Origin of the sequence: Neobacillus bataviensis LMG 21833, assembly GCF_000307875.1 — a bacterium.
GTDB lineage: Bacteria > Bacillota > Bacilli > Bacillales > Cytobacillaceae > Neobacillus > Neobacillus bataviensis.
Window position 1 is genome coordinate 1 of sequence record NZ_AJLS01000136.1, and the last position, 19,926, is coordinate 19,926.

At 40.3% G+C, this 19,926-nt stretch carries 21 protein-coding genes and 1 pseudogene; 2 read left to right on the top strand and 20 right to left on the bottom strand.

Annotated elements, in window-relative coordinates; all coding sequences use genetic code 11:
• Positions 1–442 precede the first annotated feature (442 nt).
• Complete coding sequence (locus BABA_RS28340) at positions 443–574, top strand: hypothetical protein (protein ID WP_268870171.1); 132 nt, start codon at positions 443–445, stop codon at positions 572–574.
• A 63-nt stretch (positions 575–637) separates the two neighbouring features.
• Here the strand turns inward: BABA_RS28340 and BABA_RS20520 are convergent, their stop codons facing one another.
• The 6 genes from BABA_RS20520 to BABA_RS20545 form a co-directional block, all read right to left on the bottom strand.
• On the bottom strand, positions 638–1,408 hold the full coding sequence (locus BABA_RS20520; RefSeq protein ID WP_007087164.1) for a class I SAM-dependent methyltransferase: 771 nt from the start codon (positions 1,406–1,408) through the stop codon (positions 638–640).
• A gap of 109 nt (positions 1,409–1,517) precedes the next feature.
• Positions 1,518–2,270 (bottom strand): exodeoxyribonuclease III, encoded by a 753-nt coding sequence (locus BABA_RS20525; RefSeq protein WP_007087165.1) that lies wholly within the window; start codon positions 2,268–2,270, stop codon positions 1,518–1,520.
• A 133-nt stretch (positions 2,271–2,403) separates the two neighbouring features.
• Positions 2,404–3,189 (bottom strand): divergent polysaccharide deacetylase family protein, encoded by a 786-nt coding sequence (locus BABA_RS20530; RefSeq protein WP_007087166.1) that lies wholly within the window; start codon positions 3,187–3,189, stop codon positions 2,404–2,406.
• A gap of 96 nt (positions 3,190–3,285) precedes the next feature.
• The gene (locus tag BABA_RS20535) at positions 3,286–3,726 is read right to left on the bottom strand and encodes a peptidylprolyl isomerase (RefSeq protein WP_007087167.1); all 441 of its coding nucleotides are present in this window, start codon (positions 3,724–3,726) and stop codon (positions 3,286–3,288) included.
• Positions 3,727–3,973: 247 nt separating this feature from the next.
• Entirely contained in the window at positions 3,974–4,417 is a 444-nt protein-coding gene (locus BABA_RS20540; RefSeq protein ID WP_235749773.1) for a CBO0543 family protein, read from the bottom strand.
• The gene (locus BABA_RS20545; RefSeq protein WP_007087169.1) at positions 4,350–5,456 is read right to left on the bottom strand and encodes a DUF2515 family protein; all 1,107 of its coding nucleotides are present in this window, start codon (positions 5,454–5,456) and stop codon (positions 4,350–4,352) included. Before BABA_RS20545 ends, BABA_RS20540 begins: the two co-directional genes overlap by 68 nt.
• An 84-nt stretch (positions 5,457–5,540) precedes the next feature.
• Here BABA_RS20545 and shc point away from each other — a divergent pair, with 84 nt between their 5' ends.
• Positions 5,541–7,418, top strand: a complete 1,878-nt coding sequence (gene shc, locus BABA_RS20550; protein WP_420806017.1) for a squalene--hopene cyclase — start codon at positions 5,541–5,543, stop codon at positions 7,416–7,418.
• Between the two features lie 227 nt (positions 7,419–7,645).
• Here shc and BABA_RS20555 read toward each other — a convergent pair whose 3' ends face one another.
• From BABA_RS20555 to BABA_RS20615, 14 genes and pseudogenes are all read right to left on the bottom strand, one after another.
• Positions 7,646–8,155, bottom strand: coding sequence for a mismatch-specific DNA-glycosylase (locus BABA_RS20555; protein WP_007087171.1), 510 nt, complete (start codon positions 8,153–8,155; stop codon positions 7,646–7,648).
• 48 nt (positions 8,156–8,203) lie between these two features.
• Positions 8,204–8,788, bottom strand: a complete 585-nt coding sequence (locus BABA_RS20560; RefSeq protein ID WP_007087172.1) for a YitT family protein — start codon at positions 8,786–8,788, stop codon at positions 8,204–8,206.
• 112 nt (positions 8,789–8,900) lie between these two features.
• Positions 8,901–9,059 (bottom strand): annotated as a pseudogene (locus BABA_RS26755) (cell wall hydrolase); the annotation flags it as partial.
• A gap of 96 nt (positions 9,060–9,155) precedes the next feature.
• Positions 9,156–9,569: a hypothetical protein gene (locus BABA_RS20565; protein ID WP_007087173.1), complete on the bottom strand. Its 414-nt coding sequence runs from the start codon at positions 9,567–9,569 to the stop codon at positions 9,156–9,158.
• Between the two features lie 45 nt (positions 9,570–9,614).
• A complete protein-coding gene (locus tag BABA_RS20570; protein ID WP_007087174.1) occupies positions 9,615–11,021 on the bottom strand; it encodes a S1C family serine protease in 1,407 nt (468 codons plus the stop codon).
• 149 nt (positions 11,022–11,170) lie between these two features.
• The gene (locus tag BABA_RS20575) at positions 11,171–12,598 is read right to left on the bottom strand and encodes a sensor histidine kinase (RefSeq protein ID WP_007087175.1); all 1,428 of its coding nucleotides are present in this window, start codon (positions 12,596–12,598) and stop codon (positions 11,171–11,173) included.
• Positions 12,570–13,271 (bottom strand): response regulator transcription factor, encoded by a 702-nt coding sequence (locus BABA_RS20580; protein WP_040347154.1) that lies wholly within the window; start codon positions 13,269–13,271, stop codon positions 12,570–12,572. Before BABA_RS20580 ends, BABA_RS20575 begins: the two co-directional genes overlap by 29 nt.
• Before the next feature lie 174 nt (positions 13,272–13,445).
• On the bottom strand, positions 13,446–14,420 hold the full coding sequence (locus BABA_RS20585) for a quinone oxidoreductase family protein (protein ID WP_007087177.1): 975 nt from the start codon (positions 14,418–14,420) through the stop codon (positions 13,446–13,448).
• Between the two features lie 12 nt (positions 14,421–14,432).
• A complete protein-coding gene (locus BABA_RS20590) occupies positions 14,433–15,212 on the bottom strand; it encodes an enoyl-CoA hydratase/isomerase family protein (protein ID WP_087946608.1) in 780 nt (259 codons plus the stop codon).
• A 45-nt stretch (positions 15,213–15,257) separates the two neighbouring features.
• On the bottom strand, positions 15,258–16,004 hold the full coding sequence (locus BABA_RS20595) for a 2-phosphosulfolactate phosphatase (protein WP_007087179.1): 747 nt from the start codon (positions 16,002–16,004) through the stop codon (positions 15,258–15,260).
• Between the two features lie 16 nt (positions 16,005–16,020).
• Positions 16,021–17,097, bottom strand: a complete 1,077-nt coding sequence (locus BABA_RS20600; protein ID WP_007087180.1) for a phosphotransferase family protein — start codon at positions 17,095–17,097, stop codon at positions 16,021–16,023.
• A 44-nt stretch (positions 17,098–17,141) separates the two neighbouring features.
• Entirely contained in the window at positions 17,142–17,543 is a 402-nt protein-coding gene (locus BABA_RS20605) for an acyl-CoA thioesterase (RefSeq protein WP_007087181.1), read from the bottom strand.
• A gap of 111 nt (positions 17,544–17,654) precedes the next feature.
• Positions 17,655–18,221 (bottom strand): TetR/AcrR family transcriptional regulator, encoded by a 567-nt coding sequence (locus BABA_RS20610; RefSeq protein WP_007087182.1) that lies wholly within the window; start codon positions 18,219–18,221, stop codon positions 17,655–17,657.
• Between the two features lie 88 nt (positions 18,222–18,309).
• A complete protein-coding gene (locus BABA_RS20615) occupies positions 18,310–19,923 on the bottom strand; it encodes a long-chain-fatty-acid--CoA ligase (protein WP_007087183.1) in 1,614 nt (537 codons plus the stop codon).
• Positions 19,924–19,926: the final 3 nt, after the last annotated feature.

Below are 19,926 nucleotides of genomic sequence, written 5' to 3' on the forward strand. Positions count from 1 at the left end.
TTGGCTTAGTTTCTTAATAGAAACTAAAAAATATTGTTTGTTGACGTTTTTGTTTGTTTAGTTTTCAAAGAACAATATTATATGTTTTATAATATTCTGTCTACTAATCTAGCGACATTTATTATGTTAACATAGCATTTTTTCAAAGTCAACTATTATTTAACTGTTTTAGTGAACTAAAACTCATTTCTCACAGCGACATTGACTATCATACTACCTCTTTATTCATTCGTCAATCATTTATTTAAGATTTTTATAGCAACCGAAAAGTACTTTTCACACATTTTAATTATTCCCTCGTACTTGTTACTCGTTCTCGTATACTGTGTTGATCAAGCAATAGAAGTGATGAGTAAATATAGGAGAGATTAAAAGGTTTAGAACATTTTTTTCTAGGAAAAGATACTGTAGTAAAACATTTTTGAAAGGAGATGCTGCTACAGTGAGATTGTATTTGGAGAAAAAGGAAGATGATTTCGTCACTCATATTGATCAAGAACAATTAGAGAATTCGAGTCAAAATGAAAAATCACCAGAGTTCGATGAATATGGGACTGCCCTGAACGACATTTAATCACCGTAAAAAAACCGATTGCAATATGAGAACCAGCTCAAATTGCAATCGGTTTTTTTATTTTTACCTTTTCATTGCTTTTAAAACAACAGCCTCTCCCTGGAAGGAAAATATTTGGCCCTCCTCTAAAACAAGCCTAAATTTATTTTTAATTTTCTCGGTTGCACTCTTCATAAATTCCGCTAGTTTTGCCTTTTCTTCTTGAGGTAAGTTCATCCTATTACACCAAGGGTCGAAACGGAAGGTCTTTTCAAAACGATGCCATTCAACAATTTCATAACCGGCCAATTCCAACCTACGAAGCCACTCACTTTTCTTCCAAGCACGGAAATGACTAAAATCCCGCCATTTTTCAATTTTATTATAAAATTGATCGAAATCATCTTCTTCAGGAACGACATTATCTTCGAGCAAAAATTGTCCATTTGGTTTAAGAACACGATGAACTTCTTCAATGAACCTTTTTACATTAGGAAAATGATGCGGGGCAATCCTGCAGGTTACCATATCAAATGCTTCATTAGGGAATGGAAGGTTCTCTGCATCTCCGTGAACAAACTCAACATTTTGGTGCCCATTCCCTTTAATAAATTTTTCCGCAGCAGCTAATATTTCAGGTGTTAAATCCACTGCGGTTACCTTTTTTACATAAGGTGCAAAGGCATTTGCTGTATGACCGCCTCCTGTTGCAATATCCAGCAGCTTTTCTTCCCCTTTAATGGAGGCCATTTCCAAAAGCTTCCCCAAGTCTTTTCCATCCTTATGAATGGAACTGGTCACATACGAATCAGCACTTTTTCCGAATTGCTTTTGTACATCCTTTTTCAGATCCATGGTTCATCCCCCCGAAATTCCCTTTATAACATAATTTTAATGCAGCAAGGTTATAAAGAAAATGACAGGTAAATTATGAATTTCAATAAGTAAAAGTTATCACTCGGAATTATTCAACTTCAAGCACGATCGGGCAATGGTCACTACCCATCACATTGCAATGAATGTCAGCAGACTTTAAGTTCTCACGCAATTTTTCAGAAACGATAAAGTAGTCGATCCGCCAACCAATATTCCGTTCACGGACCTTCATCATGTAAGACCACCATGTATAGGCACCTTCCTGATCAGGATAAAAGTGCCGATAGCTATCCACAAATCCAGCTGAAAGTAAGCTGGTCATCTTTCCCCGTTCTTCATCTGTAAATCCAGAGTTTCCCACATTGGATTTAGAATTCCGTAAATCAATCTCCTGATGGGCAACATTCAGGTCTCCGCAAAGAATGACGGGTTTCAATTTATCTAATTCTTTTAAGTGTTCCAGAATTCTACTCTCCCATTCAAGTCGATATCCGATTCTAGCTAAATCTCTTTGTGAATTAGGGGTATAGATATTGACCAAGAAAAAGTCGTCAAACTCTAAGGTTAGAATTCGGCCCTCTTCTTCACTCTCATCGGTTCCTACTCCATATCGAACAGAAATCGGTTCAATCTTGGTAAATACAGCTGTACCGGAATAACCCTTCTTAATCGCATAGTTCCAGTATTGGTGATATCCATCAAGGTCAAGGCTGATTTGTCCTTCTTGCAATTTCGTTTCCTGCACACAAAAGATATCTGCATCTACTTCCTGAAAATAATCCAAGAATCCTTTTTTCACACAAGCCCTAAGGCCATTTACATTCCAAGAAACTAGTTTCATTTTTCTGCCTTCCCCTTTGTTCGTTACTATTTTTCTTTATTAAATCGATAGGAGACATTTTACCAGTTTGAGGGGATGAGGGAAAGTAATCCGTTCAGGCTGCAAAAAAAGACAGCCGGTAGCTGCCTTTTTTTCATGGAACAAGTTGTTTTTCAATCAATTTTCCAGCAAAAAGCTGTGAAACCGGAACAATCTTTATCTTTCGTTTCTGAAATTCCTCCATTGATTGAAAAATGCCTACTGAACAAACCTTTCCAGTAATTCCGACGTGACCAATAGCAATACCTTGTCCCTTGAATTCTGTTATCCTTGCTAGTCTGGACATTTGTTTTCTGGTATAGGATGAGGATGAGATGTCGTCTAAGAATATATCTCTTTTTAACAACGGCACTCCCATTTCCATTGCAACTTTTGGGAATTTACTGTCCGGACTTGTCCCACTATCAATGATATAAAGGCTCCTTTCCTTTGCCAGCTCTACGATTGCCCGTACGATTTTTTCGTCCTCAACTGCACGTGAGCCCATATGGTTATTGAGGCCGACTGCGTAGGGAACACTTTTTATTGCTTCCTCTACTCGTTTCCTAACTTCTTTTGGTGTGAGGTCAACCGTAATCGGCTTAGGACCAAGCCATGACCTTTTTCCTTTTTTCGGCTCCATTGGTAAATGAATCATGACTTCAAAACCATTTTTATGTGCCCATTCCGCATGTGCTTTGGAATTTTGCGTAAAAGGCATCACAGCTGCCGTAATCGGAATATCTCCTTCTAAGAAATCCCTCACCCCGCCAGTACCGCCACCAAAATCATCGATAATAATGGCAGCCTTCAGTTCTTTGGTTTCCTTTTTTTCTTCCGAGGCATTTGTGTGTAGTGGTAATAATAAAAATGAGAAAAGTAATAGCGCAAACTTTTTCATATATACCCCCAAAATTATAATTTGAGGTTAATTTGCCCCTTTACATTCATTTGATTCAACATAAAAAGAGGGCTAATCATTAGCCCTCCACATTACTTATTCTTCGTCATAAACCTTTACTTCTACCATTTTGTCGCCGTTTCTCATTGCTTTTGCTGCTTCTAGTCCAGATGTTACTTGACCAAAAACGGTGTGAACACCGTTTAGGTGCGGCTGTGATTCATGAACGATAAAGAATTGGCTTCCGCCTGTGTCTTTACCAGCATGAGCCATTGATAATGAACCAGGGATATGCTTGTGCGGGTTACCTTCTGTCTCACATTTGATTGTGTATCCAGGACCACCAGTTCCGCGACCTTCAGGGCAGCCACCTTGGCTTACAAAACCAGGAATAACACGGTGGAAGGTTAATCCATCGTAGAAACCTTTTTTAGCCAATGTTTCGAAATTCTCTACAGTTCCTGGTGCTTCATTTGCAAATAAATCAAACTCGATCTTTTCGCCGTTTTCCATCAATATGTATCCTTTTTTCGCCAATTGAAAACACTCCTTTATGTAAAAATCATTATTATCATACACTTTTCTCTGCAGAAAAGAAAGTTTAGACAACTTAAATAACTTCCTTTCCTAATCATATTTCCACTATCGTTGTGATATACTAGAAATACCCCTTCCGAACATTCGCTTGTTGCGGGACACTTAACCACTGTACGGACGGAAGGGGTTCTCTGGTGTCACTTTTGTGGCATCACGAAAGCCGGGACATTTGTCTCGGCTTTTTGTTTTAGCTATTTTGTTTTGTCATCCCTTCAAAAAACAGCGTAATAATGGTTAAGAACAACAAATACCCAAAAAATGTGTAAAGATGCTGCCACCCATCTGCATGCACAAACAATCCCAATACTTCCGCTAATTTTTCAAAAATCGGCATCAACAGACTGACAAAAAGAATAATTCCCGCTTTCCCCCATTTATTTACTTGCGAAACAGTGCGTAAAAAAATCAGTACAAGTAGCGGGAGACCTACTAATGTAAATGCAATATTAATCGAGAAAATCTCCGGAAACGGCCTCATCGGAAACTGATAAAGGTCTTTCCCGACGAAATAGAGATCTAAATAGGTTCCCAGCAAGGAAGCAAGCACTATACTTGCAAGATACCTAAAAGGTAATCGCTTTTTTTGCCAGGGTTGCAAGCTCGAGCCGTTCAAGTGTTTTACAATATTCATGTTTAATCTCCCCATTAATCATTTCATCGTCATCTGTTAAGTATTCGACAACCTGCCAATCTTCAAACCAATCCCCTTTTTCAGCCTCTTCCTGACTAACATTTTTCCAGGCATTTTCGAGGGTTGGACTATAAATCTTTCGGGCTCCTTTCCTTAGCTGACAGGATTCCAAGCGAAGCTGATAAGGAAAACCAGGCATCCCTTCATTGACCGTATTGAAGATATGCGGCCAGTAATCCTTTCTCGACCCCGTATGCGGTGTCCTTTTTGCCCATTCAAGAACCTGTTGGTGCGTTTCCTTATTTTTAAAAAGAATCGTATACAGTCGTTTTCCCAGTAAAATCCGCTCATGGAGTATTTCAAACTGGTGGAGTGTTTGTCCGCTAAGCTGCTTTTTCCCATATGGAAAGAGGATATGGTTAAAAGAAAGCCAGTCTTGCAGCATAAACTCAAAATTGTTAATGACCTCTTTTTGATAGTGCGGATTTTGCACCACTCTATTTTCGAGGTAGCTCTGTTCATTGATGACCATGGCAATGGTATGGATATAGGTGTCCTGATTTTTCCAAAACTGCTGCCAAATCGTTTCCATAAAGGTAGAAATGTTAAAAAAAGCACATAGGTGGAATAACGGTTTTCGTTGCCGTAGGCTTTCCTCATAAAGCAAAAATTGCGGATATACGTCTTGAAAAATAAGCCAGTTGCCCCGCTCTAAAAATTGGAAAAATAAATGTCGATCTGTTTTCGCCATCAGTCTCGGCAGAAATTCACCCTTAAGATCGGTCATGTTCCAGCCGCCATTTCTTGAAACCATATGCCCGAGAAAGGCCCATTGAATTTCCGGATGCTTGAGGTAAAAGTCAAGATAGGCTTTTGTTCTTGTCACATTATTAAAATTATGATCTCGTGTGTTGCTTCTAATCTTTTCAAGCAGTATTTCTTCACCCTTCGTTAGTTTTATGGCTGATGGAGGAATTTTACTTTTTTTCTTTAATTCTTCCGTTATACTTTCAAGCGGCGTTTTCACTCGATTTCGCATAAAAAAAATAGCACATTACCTCCCTTACGAATTCTCCGGCCTTAATGAGAATATGTATAGATGAGAATATTTATTGGGAGAGGAATGAGTGTGAGTATGACTGCTGTGAAGGCTGGCATCGATTGGATTAAAGAAATGCTTCGAAAAGACCAATCTCCCGACGGCTCATGGGACTATCCATTTGAAACAGGAATATCTACAGATGCTTTTATGATCATTTTATTACGGACATTGGAAATAAATGATGAAGAATTAATCGAAGGACTAACGAAACGGATTTTAAGCAGACAGGAGAAAAACGGCGCCTGGAAACTTTTTCATGATGAGGGCGCCGGGAATCTGACGGCAACAGTAGAAGCTTACTATGCGTTGTTATATTCGGGGTACTATCAGAAAGATGATACCCGCCTGTGGGCTGCCAAAAAATTCATTTTAGCAAATGGCGGATTAGAGGAAGTTGGCATGTACACAAAGATCATGCTTGCCTTAACCGGACAGTATAAGTGGCCTGCCTTTTCCCCGCTGCCCATTGAAGTCGTCCTCCTGCCGCTACATTTCCCGATCAACTTTTATTCATTTTCAGTGTTCGGCAGGGCCAATCTTACCCCGATTATGATCGTTGCCGATAAAAAATTCACGATGAAAACTTCGAGCAGTCCCGACCTATCACATTTACATTTGCATCGGAATGATGATGACCAATGGTCTCGTTCCCGGGAATACCGGTCGTTATTTTCTTTTATCGAAGATGGGGTTACAAATTTATTAGGATTACCTGATCAGCTTCATAAGCTGGCCATTGAACGGGCCAAAAAGTATATGCTTGACCGGATTGAACCGGACGGAACATTCTATAGCTATTACAGCTCTACATTTTTAATGATTTTTGCACTATTATCGCTCGGTTACGATAAAACAGATCCCATTATTACCAAGGCCATTGATGGGATTAAATCGATGAAGTGCGAAATTGACGGCTACCCCCATATGCAATATACCACCGCCAACCTGTGGAACACCGCGTTAATTGGCTTCGGTTTGCAAACAGCGGGAATTGCTCCAGAGGATCCAATGGTTGTCCAGGCAAATCGGTACCTGCTTGAACGGCAGCATCATAAGTTTGGAGATTGGGTGATTCATAATCCGAAAACGATGCCCGGCGGCTGGGGTTTCTCTGCTGTGAATACGATTGTGCCTGATGTGGATGACACAACCGCTGCGTTAAGATCTATATCTATGATTGCCCCTTCCGAACTGCAGACTTGGGAACGGGCAATCGCTTGGACTCTCTCTATGCAAAATGATGATGGCGGCTGGCCTGCCTTTGAAAGAAATGTAAATTCTAAATTATTGCAGTTTATGCCAATTGAAAAAGCTGAGTTTTTATTGGCTGACCCTTCCTGTGCTGATTTAACTGGCCGAACGCTTGAATTTTTCGGTCAATATACTAATTTATCGACTGAGCATACCGCCACAAGGAGAGGAATCCGGTGGCTTTTGAAAAATCAAGAAAAGGATGGCTCCTGGTATGGCAGATGGGGAATTTGTTATCTTTACGGGACTTGGGCAGCCATCACCGGACTATTGGCGGTAGACGTTGCAGCGGATCATTCCGCTATCCAAAAAGCTGTTGATTGGCTGCGAAGGATACAAAACAAAGATGGTGGCTGGGGTGAATCGTGTCACAGTGATAGTAAAAAGTCCTACGTCCCTTTGAAGGCAAGCACTTTAACACATACAGCCTGGTCCCTTGATGCCCTGATTGCCGTTTCAGATAAACCAACGCCGGAGATTGAAAAAGGGATTAACTATTTAATTGGAGCACTTAAAAACGATGACTGGACGACTGATTACCCAAAAGGACAGGGGATGGCGGGTGGCTTTTATATCCACTATCACAGCTACCGCTATATTTTTCCGCTTTTGGCACTGGCACACTATCGGGAAAAATTTGAATTATAGTAAAAAACATCGACGGCCACGCCACTCCGTCGATATTTTTTATGTTTGGCTCATTTCTAAAAGTTTAGTGCTTTTTTAGATTCGCCGATAAAGTGGTTCAATTCGCCGATATAATTGTAGATTCGCCGATAAACTTACAAAAATCGCCGATATATCGGATTAACCTTCTAATAAGGTGAAATTTCACCCGTCATTAGTGACTTTTAACAACATTCTTTACGAAAACATCATTTGTTTAAATTAATTCCCCCCAACTGCTTATAAATCGCAACAATTTCATCCAATTTCATCCGAACCAGTCCGCTTGATGACGGTGCCACAAAATCGATCACGCCCGGAACAACCGACCCGTCCTGTTTCCCCCACGGCGCCACTTTCCGGCCGCTGTATTGCTGGTATACACCCTTCCCCACAAAACAAACCACCTTGGGCAGATATTGCTCAATTTTTCCCTTTAAATTCTCCCTGCCCTCTCTATACTCTTCCTTCGTAATTTCATCCGCTGCTTTCGTTGGCCTATCGACAATATTGGTAAACCCATACCCAATTTCTAAAAGCTTCGCATCCTCAGCAGCCTCATATTTCCGCGGTGTCAACCCCGCTTCAAATAATATCTTCCAAAAACGATTGTTCGGGTTGGCATAATGGTGTCCTAGTTCACCCGAGCGGATACTGGGATTAAAGCCAACAAACAAAATGTCTAAATTCTTTTTTAAATGATCACTTATGGGGTTCATATTAATCTCCTTGATTTCGGTAGTTGCCCCATTTTACCAATCTGTAATTCACTTTGTAAATGCCTCTTCACTACGAAACGATGTAATCAGCACCGCTAGTAGACCAACTATGGAGATTATAAGCAGTGAATATAAAAGCCTCGGATCCTTCAGAAGAAAAAGCCCGGTTAGGATAATGATTGCATCAATCACCACCATGATTACACCCACATTCACCTTTGACCATTTGGCTATTAATAAGGCAAGCAGGTCCATCCCGCCGGGGCTAATGTGATTTCGGAGCATAACACCAACCCCAATGCCAATCATCACGGCCCCGAAAATAACACTGCTGATAATCGGCAGCTGAACGGTTCCATTTAATGGTATTAGTAATTCAATCATCATTCCCGATATAATTGCACCAATCACCCCATTGAAAAAATAAACCGGGTCTGATTTATAGGCAAACATATAAACCGGAATGTTGAGCAGGATGAAGGTTATTCCCGCCTTAAAGCCCCAGATGTATTTCAGAAGGAGGCTAATCCCGAATATCCCTCCATTGATTAAATGAAATGGTAGGATAAAACCATTAATGCCAACGCCTATCATCGTGCTCCCAAATCCAATAATCGCTAATTTTTTCAGCATCCTATCATTCCTTGTCCAAGTTCTTTATTACCACTTATATGATAAAAGTTGGAACTTCATTCGATAGGAATGGAGTAAAATAGAGCCGCAAAAGGATGCAGCCCAAAAAAAGTTAAAAGGTATTATATACATTTGCGCATGTTTCAGCGGTCGGTTCATAAAAACAGTGGCGTTTATATCGAGACACAAACGGTTTGTCATACCATGTGGATGGACAATCCCCCGGTGTTCTGAAATACCATAAACAAAATTTCGCTGGCCAGAATCTTTGAATATTTTCATCGAAGGTGGACGACCTCTAGGAAAACAATTATCCATCTAAAAACTATTTATTCCGCCGACTTTGGCCATAATTCCGCCAACCCTCTCAATGAAGGTATTTTTTTCTCGAAGTAAACCTTCTGCGATAGACAAACTTCCTCAAGTCGTCGTCCTTTAGATTTCCATCATAGATTAAAAACAGCAAGGAGCGGAACTCCGGATACATCTCCATGACGAAAAGGGCGAACTCCTTCCGTTCGCCCTTCAATTTCCTGTTAAAATCCTCGCCACTGACAATTTCATTCAACTGCTTTTCATAAAATGCCTTCGTATCTTCCCATTTTTGCTGCCGTTCCTTTAAAATATCACGGGCATATTCCGGTAATTGATCAATAACCTGGTCAATGTATCCTTCCGACCACATCACCATTTTATCTCTTTCAGGAAGTTCAAAGACCAACCTCATCAGTTCAATATCGTCTACTTCAGCACTTGATGCATACTTACCTACTTTATTCATTTTTTCACCTCAAGACCAATTTGAATGGTCTTATTGTACCGCGAATCACGCTCCCTTATTATTGGTTAATTTAGCAGTCAAGGTTACTTGTTTTCCGTCTCGGTACACGTCAAATTTAATCGTGTCACCCGTTTTCACTTTTGTATATAAATATTTTCTTAGTTCCGCTGAATTTGCAATCTCTGTCCCATTCATTGACACAATGACGTCCTTGGGCTGGAAACCGGCCTTGGCTGCAGCGGAATTAGGATCAATGTTCATGACTAACACACCTTTTTTCACATTTTCCGGCATGTTTTGCCAATACATTTGCGGAACCTGGTCTAAGTCAGCAAGTCCAACACCCAGATAGGGTCGGTCAATTTTTCCACTCTTGATTAATTGGTTCACAATTGGAATGAGGTCATTACTTGGAATCGCAAAGCCTAATCCTTCTACACCACTCTCGGCAATTTTCAAACTATTGATACCGATGACTTGACCTTGCGGGTTAATTAAGGCACCGCCGCTATTGCCCGGATTAATCGCTGCATCGGTTTGGATGACATTTGTATCCCAGTTACCGGCAGATGTCGTAACCGCTATGCTGCGGTCAATCGCACTGACAATTCCCTGCGTAACGGTTCTCGATAAATTAAGTCCAAGTGGATTTCCAATCGCATATACTTGGTCACCAGGGCGGAGTGTGGATGAATCTCCGAAATCAGCCGTTGCTGTAACATATTTTGCATCAATTTTTAGCACAGCCAAATCGGTTAAAGCATCTGTTCCTACGACCTCAGCCGTTGTCTTTTGACCATCAAATAGTGAAATTTCGAGCTTTGACGCCCCTTCGACCACGTGGTTATTGGTGACAATATAGGCAATGTCGTTATTTTTTTGAAAAATAACCCCGGACCCTGAACCGGTCTGTACACTTTGAGAAGAATTAGAATCTCCCCAAGGATTATTATTTTGCTGCTGCTGATAATTAACAACCCCAACAATCGCTTTAGAAATTTTTTCTACCGTATCCGCAATTGAATTAGATGAGGCCATCGTCGGCTGGGAAGAAACCGGCTTTACGGGAGCAGATGAACTACTTGTCACTTGATTTTCCGTATTCTGATTGAAATTTTTCATATAGTCGGTATGTGGCAGAACTGCTAATGTCAAAACAGATCCAATCACACCTGCTGCTAGCGTCGAAACAAATCCTCTGCCCTTCCACTTTTTTGGTTCCGATTGATTGGTTAAACGAGTTTTTTCACTAACAGGAGGGGGAGCGATTTCCTCATATTCCACTGTTTCCTCTACATTTTCGGTTTCGGTTGGTCTAGCTGTGAAGGTAGCATCCACAGCAGTTGAATTTCCTTCCGTATGGCTGTAATCCTGATTACTATTTGTGTTTTCTGTATCCTCTACTGAATGGGGTTGATTTTGTTCGAATTCATTTTCGTTTTTGAATTCCATCACAATCGATCTCCTTTAAATTTGTTCTTTATCTTGTCTATACTTTAACCGACAAATCTTAACAAATTATTAACAAACTTTAACGAGATTAAGAAATTATAGGAAAAATGAAAAAAAAGCCGCAGAATCATCCGCAGCTTCTAACAAATTTATTCTTTTTTTAAACGAATCACAAATTTTGTTCCTTTGCCTTTTTCACTAAATACCTCGATTTCCCCCTGATGGAGAACCACTAATTGCTTAACGATTGAAAGACCGAGCCCAAATTCACCGTAAGGATTGGTGGTCCTGGAAAGATCGGCTTTATAAAAACGACGCCAGATTTTTTCAATTTCCTTGGTATCGATACCAATTCCGGTGTCTTCCACCTCAATAACCGTCCAGTTAGGCTCTGTTTTTCCTCGAAGCCAAATCGTTCCGTCTGAGGTAAACTGGATACTATTTTTCGTAATATTAATTAAAATTTGAACCAGACGGTCATAATCGGCGTTAACCATGATTTCAGGTTCAGCCTCCACTACAATCCGATTATTTTTCTCTTCAGCCTGCATACTCAATTGCTCTTGAATAATTTCGAGCACTTCGAAAAGCTGAATCTCTTCCTTAAATAACTGGATTTGATTAGAGCGTATTTTTTCATAATCAAGATTTTCATTGACAAGACGAATGAGTCTTTTTGCTTCTTGGCTTACTAAATGGATCCCTCGCTCCTTGTCTTCTTCAGGAATCATATCATTTTTCAGCCCTTCAATGACGCCGCTGATGGTCGTTAACGGTGTCCGCATTTCATGAGAAACATCGGCCATAAACTGCCGTCTCCTATTTTCCAGACTCTCAATTTCCAGCATCGAGGCATTGATTTTATCGACCATGTGATTAAAATCGTTCGCTAACTCCCCAATTTCATCAAAATTAGCTGAATTTACCTTCACATGATAATTTCCCTCAGAGACAAGTGATGTCGCTTCACGAAGCCGCGTTATCCGATGGACATGAATGCGTGATAAATACCAGCTTTGCAAAAAGGCAACACCGAAAGCAATCAAAATGGTATACAGCAAAAATTTATTGATTTGCTGAATCATTTTACTCGAACCACTGATCGGTGACGTTAATAGGATACCTCCATAAAAATTTCCATTATTTAAGTACGGCAAGACAACAAATGTAACTCCGCCTTGTCCAAAACTTTTATAATCACTTTGGACAATAATGGTTTGCCCCTTTGTTAGCTTTTCCCATTTATCGGGTGGCAGGTTTTTAATAGCCGGCCCATGTTTATTAACCAAATACAATTTGCCATCCTGGTCAAACATACTAAAGCTCATATTCCTTGCAGCTAGTACATTGTTGTATTGATTAATAATTTGATCTGATGCAATTGGCGCCTCTTTCAAATCGTTTAAAATGGCCTTACCAAATGAACTCAGTTCTTCCGCTTTATTGTCATAAATTAAATTTTCAACATAATGGGTAAACAACATACTTAATAATAAAAAGGCAACAACGATGACGCTAATGTGACTAAAAAATTGTTGGTAAATATACTTAAACTTCATCGGTTTTGATGGAATCATCGAACTTATACCCTACCCCCCAAACCGTATGGAAGAATGGCTGTGCGGTGGTTTCTACCTTTTTTCGGAGCCGTTTAATATGAACATCAACTGTTCGTTCGTCACCGTAAAACTGATACCCCCAAACCCTTTCAAGTAATTGCTCTCTTGAAAATACTTGGCGAGGATGCTCCACCATGTAGTAGAGTAAATCGAATTCTTTGGGTGTTAAGTTTGAAACCTGTGTTCCGTCTACAAAAACTTCTCTTGTAATTTTATCGACCTTAAAATGGTCTGTTTTGAGGAAATGGGCTTCCTCTTTTGGTACTTGTACCTGAACTCTCCGCGTCACCGCTTTTATTCTGGCCATGAGGGTAAGTGGACTAAAAGGCTTCGTGACATAATCATCCGCACCCATTTCTAGTCCAAGAACTTGATCCGATTCACTATCTTTTGCCGTTAACATAATAATTGGAACGGTAAACTTCTCTTCTCTAATTTTTCGGCAAATCGAAACGCCGTCCATTCCGGGCAGCATCCAGTCAACAATCAGGGCATCCCATGTCCCGCTTTTAAAGCGGTTATAACCTTCTACGCCATCGTTTACAAATACCCCATCAATGCCTTCTTTAGCAAAAAACATTTCAATCATTGAACAGACACTTTTATTATCTTCAATCACTAATATTTTCATCATCGGCCATCCCCCCGTGCAAGAAACTATTCTTCTCTCTAGTTTAAACGAATTCCATTGCATATCAAACCTTCTGCCCGATTCTTACAAATATATTAATCCTTTGTTCATAGTTTATTAATATTTCAACAGAAAAAAAGCCTTGAGTCACCTCAAGACCTTTTGCCTTAAAATTTATGGCTCTAAAATCAATTTCCCTTGCGTTTTTCGCGATTGTAGCAATGTATGAACCTTGGCCGCGTCTTCTAAAGGGAATACTCCGCCAATGGTAAGCCTCAATTTACCTTCCCCAAGATACGTAAATAATTCTACTAAACTAGGCTGCAACAGCTCTGGTTTTCTCATTATTTGCGGCAGGAAAAAGCCGATGACTGATTGATTTCTTGCCATTAGCGTACCTGGATAGAAACGGCTTTGTTCTCCGCTTGCTGCCCCAAAAATAACCAAACGGCCAAACGTGGCAAGACATTTTACCGTTTTATTGAACACATCTCCACCGACCATTTCAAGCGCAACATTTACCCCTCTGCCGCCTGTTGCTTCAAGAACCTGCTGTTCCCAGTCTGGCTCTGTGTAATTGATGAGGACGTCCGCACCCATTTCGCGGGCCAATGCTAACTTTTCATCAGAACTTGCAGTAGCAATAATTTTTCCTGCACCAAATAATTTCGCAAGCTGAACGGCTATGGTCCCAACCCCGCCTGCAGCGGCATGGACAAGAACACTTTCACCCTTTTCCAAGCGACCCATTGTTTTTAATATATGATAGGCACTTAAGCCTTGCAGCGGCAGGGCAACAGCGGTATGAAAATCTAAATGTTCAGGAATCGGAATCACGGAACGCTCATCAGCAAGGGCAAATTCTGCATATCCGCCTGATTCAATTAACGTCACGATTCTTGTGCCGGGCTTAACTGACGTAACTTGATCTCCTACTTCCACGACAACCCCGGCAATTTCAGCACCCGGAATAAAAGGTAGCGGCGTTTTCACCACATATTGCCCTCTCCTCCGCGCTGTGTCCGCATAGTTGACCCCAATGGCTTTAATTTCAATTACTACTTCGTGACCGGTAGGTACCGGCTTTTCCATATCAATCAACTGCAATACTTCTGGTCCACCGTATTCCTGTAATTGTACAACCTTCATCAAACTCATCTCCTATTTCCCTTTAAATGCTGGTTTTCTCTTTTCCTTGAATGCTGAAATGCCTTCTTGGTGGTCAGCAGTTTCCACCATTAACGTCTGGATGAGACGTTCCTGCTCGAGGATTTCCTCAAGCGAAGAGGTAAACGATTGATCGATTAATTTCTTTTGCTTTCCAAAAGCTTTGCCAGGGCCATGCGCCAATTTTAAGGCGAATTTCGTTGTTTCCTCCTGAAGCTTTTCCAATGGAACAAGATAATTGATTACCCCTAATTGATGGAGGCGCTCAGCAGGGATTGGCTCCGCCGTATAGAAGAATTGTTTAGCTAAGTGCGGGCCAATCAGTCTTGGCAGCAAATAAGATCCGCCGCCATCCGAAATTAAGCCAACTTGCGAAAAACTAAGCGCAAATTTACTATCCTCTGCCGCAACAATCAAATCACATGCTAAAGCTAAGTTAAATCCCGCTCCTGCGGCAAACCCATGAACGGCCGCAATAATTGGCTTTTCCGTTTCTTTCATAAACAAAATTAATTCATTTAGCTTGCCGATATGTTCATACACTTGAACACCTTTTGCCTGCCCCATCGTTTTAACGTCACCGCCGGCACTAAATGCACGCCCAGCACCGGACAGCACAATGACCTGAATATCATCATCATTTTGGGCGTTATGAAGGGCATCCTTCAATCCTAAAATCATCTCCGGGCTAAAGGCATTCAAACTTTCAGGGCGGTTTAATGTTAAGGACAGGACTGGACCTAATTTTTCAACCAATAAATGTTCTTGAGACAATTTCATCTTCCTTTCATCTTCCAATTTTTTTATTTACACAAAACTCTAATTAGATGCTGGAGAACAGGATGATTCAATCACCACTTTTCCATCCATTAAAATAGGCACAATTGAGGTAATTCCTTTAGTAGCCGCCAGTTTTAAGTCATCGTACTGATTATATTTGTCTAATAGTTTTCCAACATAGGAATCTCGCAGGATTTCATAAGAATCATGTTGGCCGCGATAAAAGTATAAGGCAGACTTGGCCGCATCTGTTAGGTTGTATTCGCCATTTTTCAACAAGCAATCGATGAAATGACCGGCCCCGAAGAAATCTTCTAAACTGGTTTCACCGGAGTTTCCCGAGCAAATAACAAGAATGGTTTGGTCTTCAGGAAGGTTGTTAAGCGCCTTGGCTACAGCCGGATTATTTAGCAGAGACGCAATATAAACCTTATTAGCCGAAGCGGATTTTCGTAATGCCACAGTCCCGTTCGTTGTCGATAAAATCAACGTTTTTCCGTTGATGGTCTCCTTGATTAAGGTTGGACTAGGATAAACAAAACCGTCAATAGGTTTTCCATCAAGCTCGCCGGCAAGTATATAGTCTCCCGTTTGATACTCTATTGCTAGTTCCATAGCTTCATTGCTATGTAATACAGGAATGACTTCCTTTGCACCATCCTTTAAAGCCGAAACAATCGTGGTTGTCGCCAGAAGAACATCTAAGACAACTGCGTGTTTTTTCCCATCTGCTATTTTCTCCTCTTTTATCTCTTCTTTCTTCATAAGAAGGTGAATTTTCGTCATCCGATCCAGATCCCCTTTACAGCTTTTCATCAGCAACACTGGCTGCATGTAGAATTAAATTTTTTACAAAATGGTTAAAACTAGCAAATCGAGCATCATTTGTTTGCCCTTTTTTATAGCGATAATAGATCTGCTGACCAATAACAGCCAGTTTAAAATAAGCAAAGGTTAAGTAAAAATTGAAATTAGTAATATCGCGGCCACTTTTTTTCGCATATTGCTCAATAAATTCGTTTCTTGTAAAAAACCCTTCATTTACAGCAGTAACTGGAGGATTTCTAAGCCCGTTAATTAACAGTTCCGAATCATCACTCTGATTCCAATAACCCATGGCGACACCTAGGTCTGCAAGCGGATCACCAACCGTTGTCATCTCCCAATCAAATAACCCGACCATTTCTGAATAATGATTAGTAAACATGGCATTATTAAATTTATAATCATAATGGATAATCGTGGACGCATGTACTTTAGGTGTATGTTCAACAAGCCATTTTTTTAAGGAATCGACAACTGCAATTTCATCGGTCTTCGCCCGCTCATAGCGGCCAATCCAGCCATGAACCTGTCTTTCCATAAATCCCTCAGGCTTGCTAATTTCTGCGAGTCCTGTTTGCTTGTAGTCAATGGCATGTAATTCAACCAGTTTGTCAACCATGACTTGCGATAGGTGCCGACACAGCTCCTTCGTGACTTGAGTCCCATCAGGGAATGATGTATCGATCACAACACCTTTTTTTCTTTCCATTAGAAAAAATGGACTGCCGACAGTGGATTGATTTTCTGAAAATAGAAGTGGCTTTGGAGCTACAGAAAAAATTGGATTTAACTCAGTGAGAATTTTAAATTCTCTCGCCATATCGTGTGCCTTCGGTGCAACTGGCCCAAGGGGAGGACGTCTTAATACAGCCTCCCAGTCACCCATCTTTAGTTGGTAGGTTAAATTAGAATGTCCTGCGGAAAATTGGAGGATTTCGAGCGGTTCCTCTGGCAATGATTCTACATTTTCCCGAAGAAACTTTTCCAACTCAAGTAAATCCAATTCTTCACCTTTTCTAACTTGAATCGTATCCCTGTTCATTTGACGGCGCATTTTTTGCCTCCTCACTTTAGAAAATTCCGACCACTTAAGACAAGTTATGAAAGAACTAAATAACCCTTTAATTCCTTTTTTAACAATTCAGGAATTTGTTCACTTTTTTGTGTTTCAAAATTGAAATAAACCATAATCGCATTCCCTTGAGCGATAAGTTCATTTGTCTTGATTGAGACGACATCATGCTCAAGCTGAAAGCTCTTTGTTCCAATTTTTGAAACATAGGTTTTAATGGATAACTCCTGCCCGAAATACCCTTGACTAATAAAATCACATTTCGTGGAAGCCAAAATAAAATTCCAATTTTCTATATTCATTTTAAAACCTAACTGTTCAATAAAACGGATTCGTGCCTCTTCCAAATAAATAAAATAGCTTGTGTTATTTATATGACCGAGAGCATCCGTTTCGCTGAAACGTACCGTTACATGTGTTTCATGCACAACCACTTCACCTCAATTGTTAACGCATTAATCTTGATACTAACCGGTTGGTATTTATTTTTAAAAAAAGAAAGGGGAATTTCCCGAAATGCCCCTCTCTTCATTTTTTCGTCAATTAACTTGAATTCCCTTTAAAATCATTTCGACAAAAATCTCTGCTACTTCACGATCAGTGCAGATTCCGTTTGGATTAAACCACTGGTAACTCCAATTCGTTATTCCCAAAATTCCAAACGTGATGATAGAGGCATTTAAATCATGACGAAATTCACCATTTTCGATTCCCTTCTTGATCAAATCCTCAATATTTATTCGGAACCGCTCACGCTTTGAATGAATGAGACTTGAGTGTTCCTCATTTAAATTTTTCAATTCCCGAAAAAATATTTTTGCTGCAGAACCACTAGTTTTAATATCGGAAAGGAGCATAAAAACAATTTCAAATAATTTTTCTTTACAGGACTTTGCTGGATCCTTAAAAATCCTGTCCTGGTGTACAAGTAAATCATCAATGTACCCTAAATGGATATCCATTAACAATTCTTCTTTACTTGAAAAATAATAGTAAAAAGTTCCTTTCGTTACACCTAGCGAATCCACTATATCTTGGATTGATGTCTCACTAAACCCCTTTTTTTCAAATAAGCGGATGCTTTGTTCCGTTATTTTCTCTTTCACTGTCCTGTCCTCACAATCTGTTAAATGGTCTGGTGAAAATTATATCATAAGATTAACCTCTCCTTTAATCATCAATCTAACGAAACCACTAGTTTTTTAGTGATTCTTCCCTTAACGCCCGGCGAAGGATTTTTCCAACGCCTGTTTTTGGTAATTGATCACGAAATTCAACAATATGTGGTACTTTATAGGCCGCCATGTTTTGCTTACAATATTGGATGATTTCCTGCTCTGTTGCACTTTTTCCAGCCTTTAGGACAACAACAGCTTTCACATCCTCTCCTCTATACGGATCCGGAACACCAATACAAACGGCTTCTTGGACAGATGGATGTTCGTACAAAACTTCTTCAATGTCACGCGGATAAATATTGTACCCGCTCGCAATGATTAAATCTTTTTTGCGGTCAACGATGTAAAGATAGCCATCTTCATCAACCCTTGCAATGTCACCAGTATAGAGCCAGCCGTCACGAAGTGTATTGGCCGTCTCCTCCGGCATATTCCAATAACCCTTCATGATCTGCGGGCCTTTAATAATCACTTCACCAAGTTCACCAACAGGTACCTCCGTTGTACCAGTTGCTACATCCACTATTTTATATTCCGTTGATGGTACCCCAATACCGACACTTCCCGGCTTCCGCTCCGCAAATGGGGGATTACAGTGTGTCGTAGGAGAAGCTTCCGATAACCCGTAGCCCTCTAAAATTTTCGATCCCGTTTTCCTTTCAAAACTGCGAAGTAGTTCAACCGGCATCGGTGCCGAGCCGCTGTTACATGTTTTTATACTATTAATGCCATACTGCTCTGCATGGGGGTGGCTAGTAATTGCGACATACATCGTTGGCACACCAGGAAAAGTCGTTGGCTGCTCATTTTTTATCGTATTCAATACCTCTTCTAAATCAAAGCGCGGAAGCATGATCGATTCTGCACCAATATAAATCGATAGGTTCATACAGGATGTCATCCCAAAAACATGGAAGAGAGGAATAACTGTTAAACATTTCTCCTGGCCAAATTTCAAATCATCTTTAAAAAACTCGTGACACTGGATCACATTTGCTAGGATATTGCGATGGGTTAACATCGCCCCTTTTGATCTTCCCGTTGTGCCGCCGGTATATTGTAGGACAGCAACATCATGCTCCGGTTCAAATTCAATTGGAAGGATTTTTCCGTTTCCTTCCGCCAAAAAACGATCAAAGGTCCGGTCTGGTTTGAAATCTTGAACTGAGCCTTGCAGGCTGACGACAATAATATTTTTCAAATTTGTTCGTTCTTGAACGCTTTTTACTCGTGAATAAAGAGCATCGAGTACGACAATTGTTTCAGCGTCCGAATCCTTAAGAATATATTCAAGCTCCCGTTCTACGGACATCGGGTTCACTTGGGTTACAATCCCCCCGGAGATCAATATTCCGTAGTAAGAAATAACGTATTGAGGACAGTTTGGCAGCATAATCGCCACCCGATCCCCCTTTTGAACCTGATTTTGCTGCAGGGCAGAAGTAAAAGCGAAAGCTAGAGAATGTAATTGTCCGTAAGTAATCTTTTTTCCATAAAAGGATAAGGCATTATTAGCAGGGTAAGTTGAGGCAGTTTCTTGAAGAATTTGTCCTAATGGTTTATTAGGGATGTTCACATTTGTATCAATTGCTTCAGGATAATGCGCAAGCCATGCTTTCTTTTCACTCATTTG

Coding starts and splice junctions, on each gene's coding strand:
- BABA_RS20560 (WP_007087172.1), bottom strand. CDS start 8,788: ATGCTGAAAAAATTAGCGATTATTGGATTTGGGAGCACGATGATAGGC.
- BABA_RS20545 (WP_007087169.1), bottom strand. CDS start 5,456: ATGCGAAATCGAGTGAAAACGCCGCTTGAAAGTATAACGGAAGAATTA.
- BABA_RS20575 (WP_007087175.1), bottom strand. CDS start 12,598: ATGATTCCATCAAAACCGATGAAGTTTAAGTATATTTACCAACAATTT.
- BABA_RS20615 (WP_007087183.1), bottom strand. CDS start 19,923: ATGAGTGAAAAGAAAGCATGGCTTGCGCATTATCCTGAAGCAATTGAT.
- BABA_RS20530 (WP_007087166.1), bottom strand. CDS start 3,189: ATGAAAAAGTTTGCGCTATTACTTTTCTCATTTTTATTATTACCACTA.
- BABA_RS20540 (WP_235749773.1), bottom strand. CDS start 4,417: ATGAATATTGTAAAACACTTGAACGGCTCGAGCTTGCAACCCTGGCAA.
- BABA_RS20570 (WP_007087174.1), bottom strand. CDS start 11,021: ATGGAATTCAAAAACGAAAATGAATTCGAACAAAATCAACCCCATTCA.
- BABA_RS20565 (WP_007087173.1), bottom strand. CDS start 9,569: ATGAATAAAGTAGGTAAGTATGCATCAAGTGCTGAAGTAGACGATATT.
- BABA_RS20595 (WP_007087179.1), bottom strand. CDS start 16,004: ATGACGAAAATTCACCTTCTTATGAAGAAAGAAGAGATAAAAGAGGAG.
- BABA_RS20585 (WP_007087177.1), bottom strand. CDS start 14,420: ATGAAGGTTGTACAATTACAGGAATACGGTGGACCAGAAGTATTGCAG.
- BABA_RS20580 (WP_040347154.1), bottom strand. CDS start 13,271: ATGAAAATATTAGTGATTGAAGATAATAAAAGTGTCTGTTCAATGATT.
- BABA_RS20600 (WP_007087180.1), bottom strand. CDS start 17,097: ATGCGCCGTCAAATGAACAGGGATACGATTCAAGTTAGAAAAGGTGAA.
- BABA_RS20525 (WP_007087165.1), bottom strand. CDS start 2,270: ATGAAACTAGTTTCTTGGAATGTAAATGGCCTTAGGGCTTGTGTGAAA.
- shc (WP_420806017.1), top strand. CDS start 5,541: ATGAGTGTGAGTATGACTGCTGTGAAGGCTGGCATCGATTGGATTAAA.
- BABA_RS20555 (WP_007087171.1), bottom strand. CDS start 8,155: ATGAACCCCATAAGTGATCATTTAAAAAAGAATTTAGACATTTTGTTT.
- BABA_RS20520 (WP_007087164.1), bottom strand. CDS start 1,408: ATGGATCTGAAAAAGGATGTACAAAAGCAATTCGGAAAAAGTGCTGAT.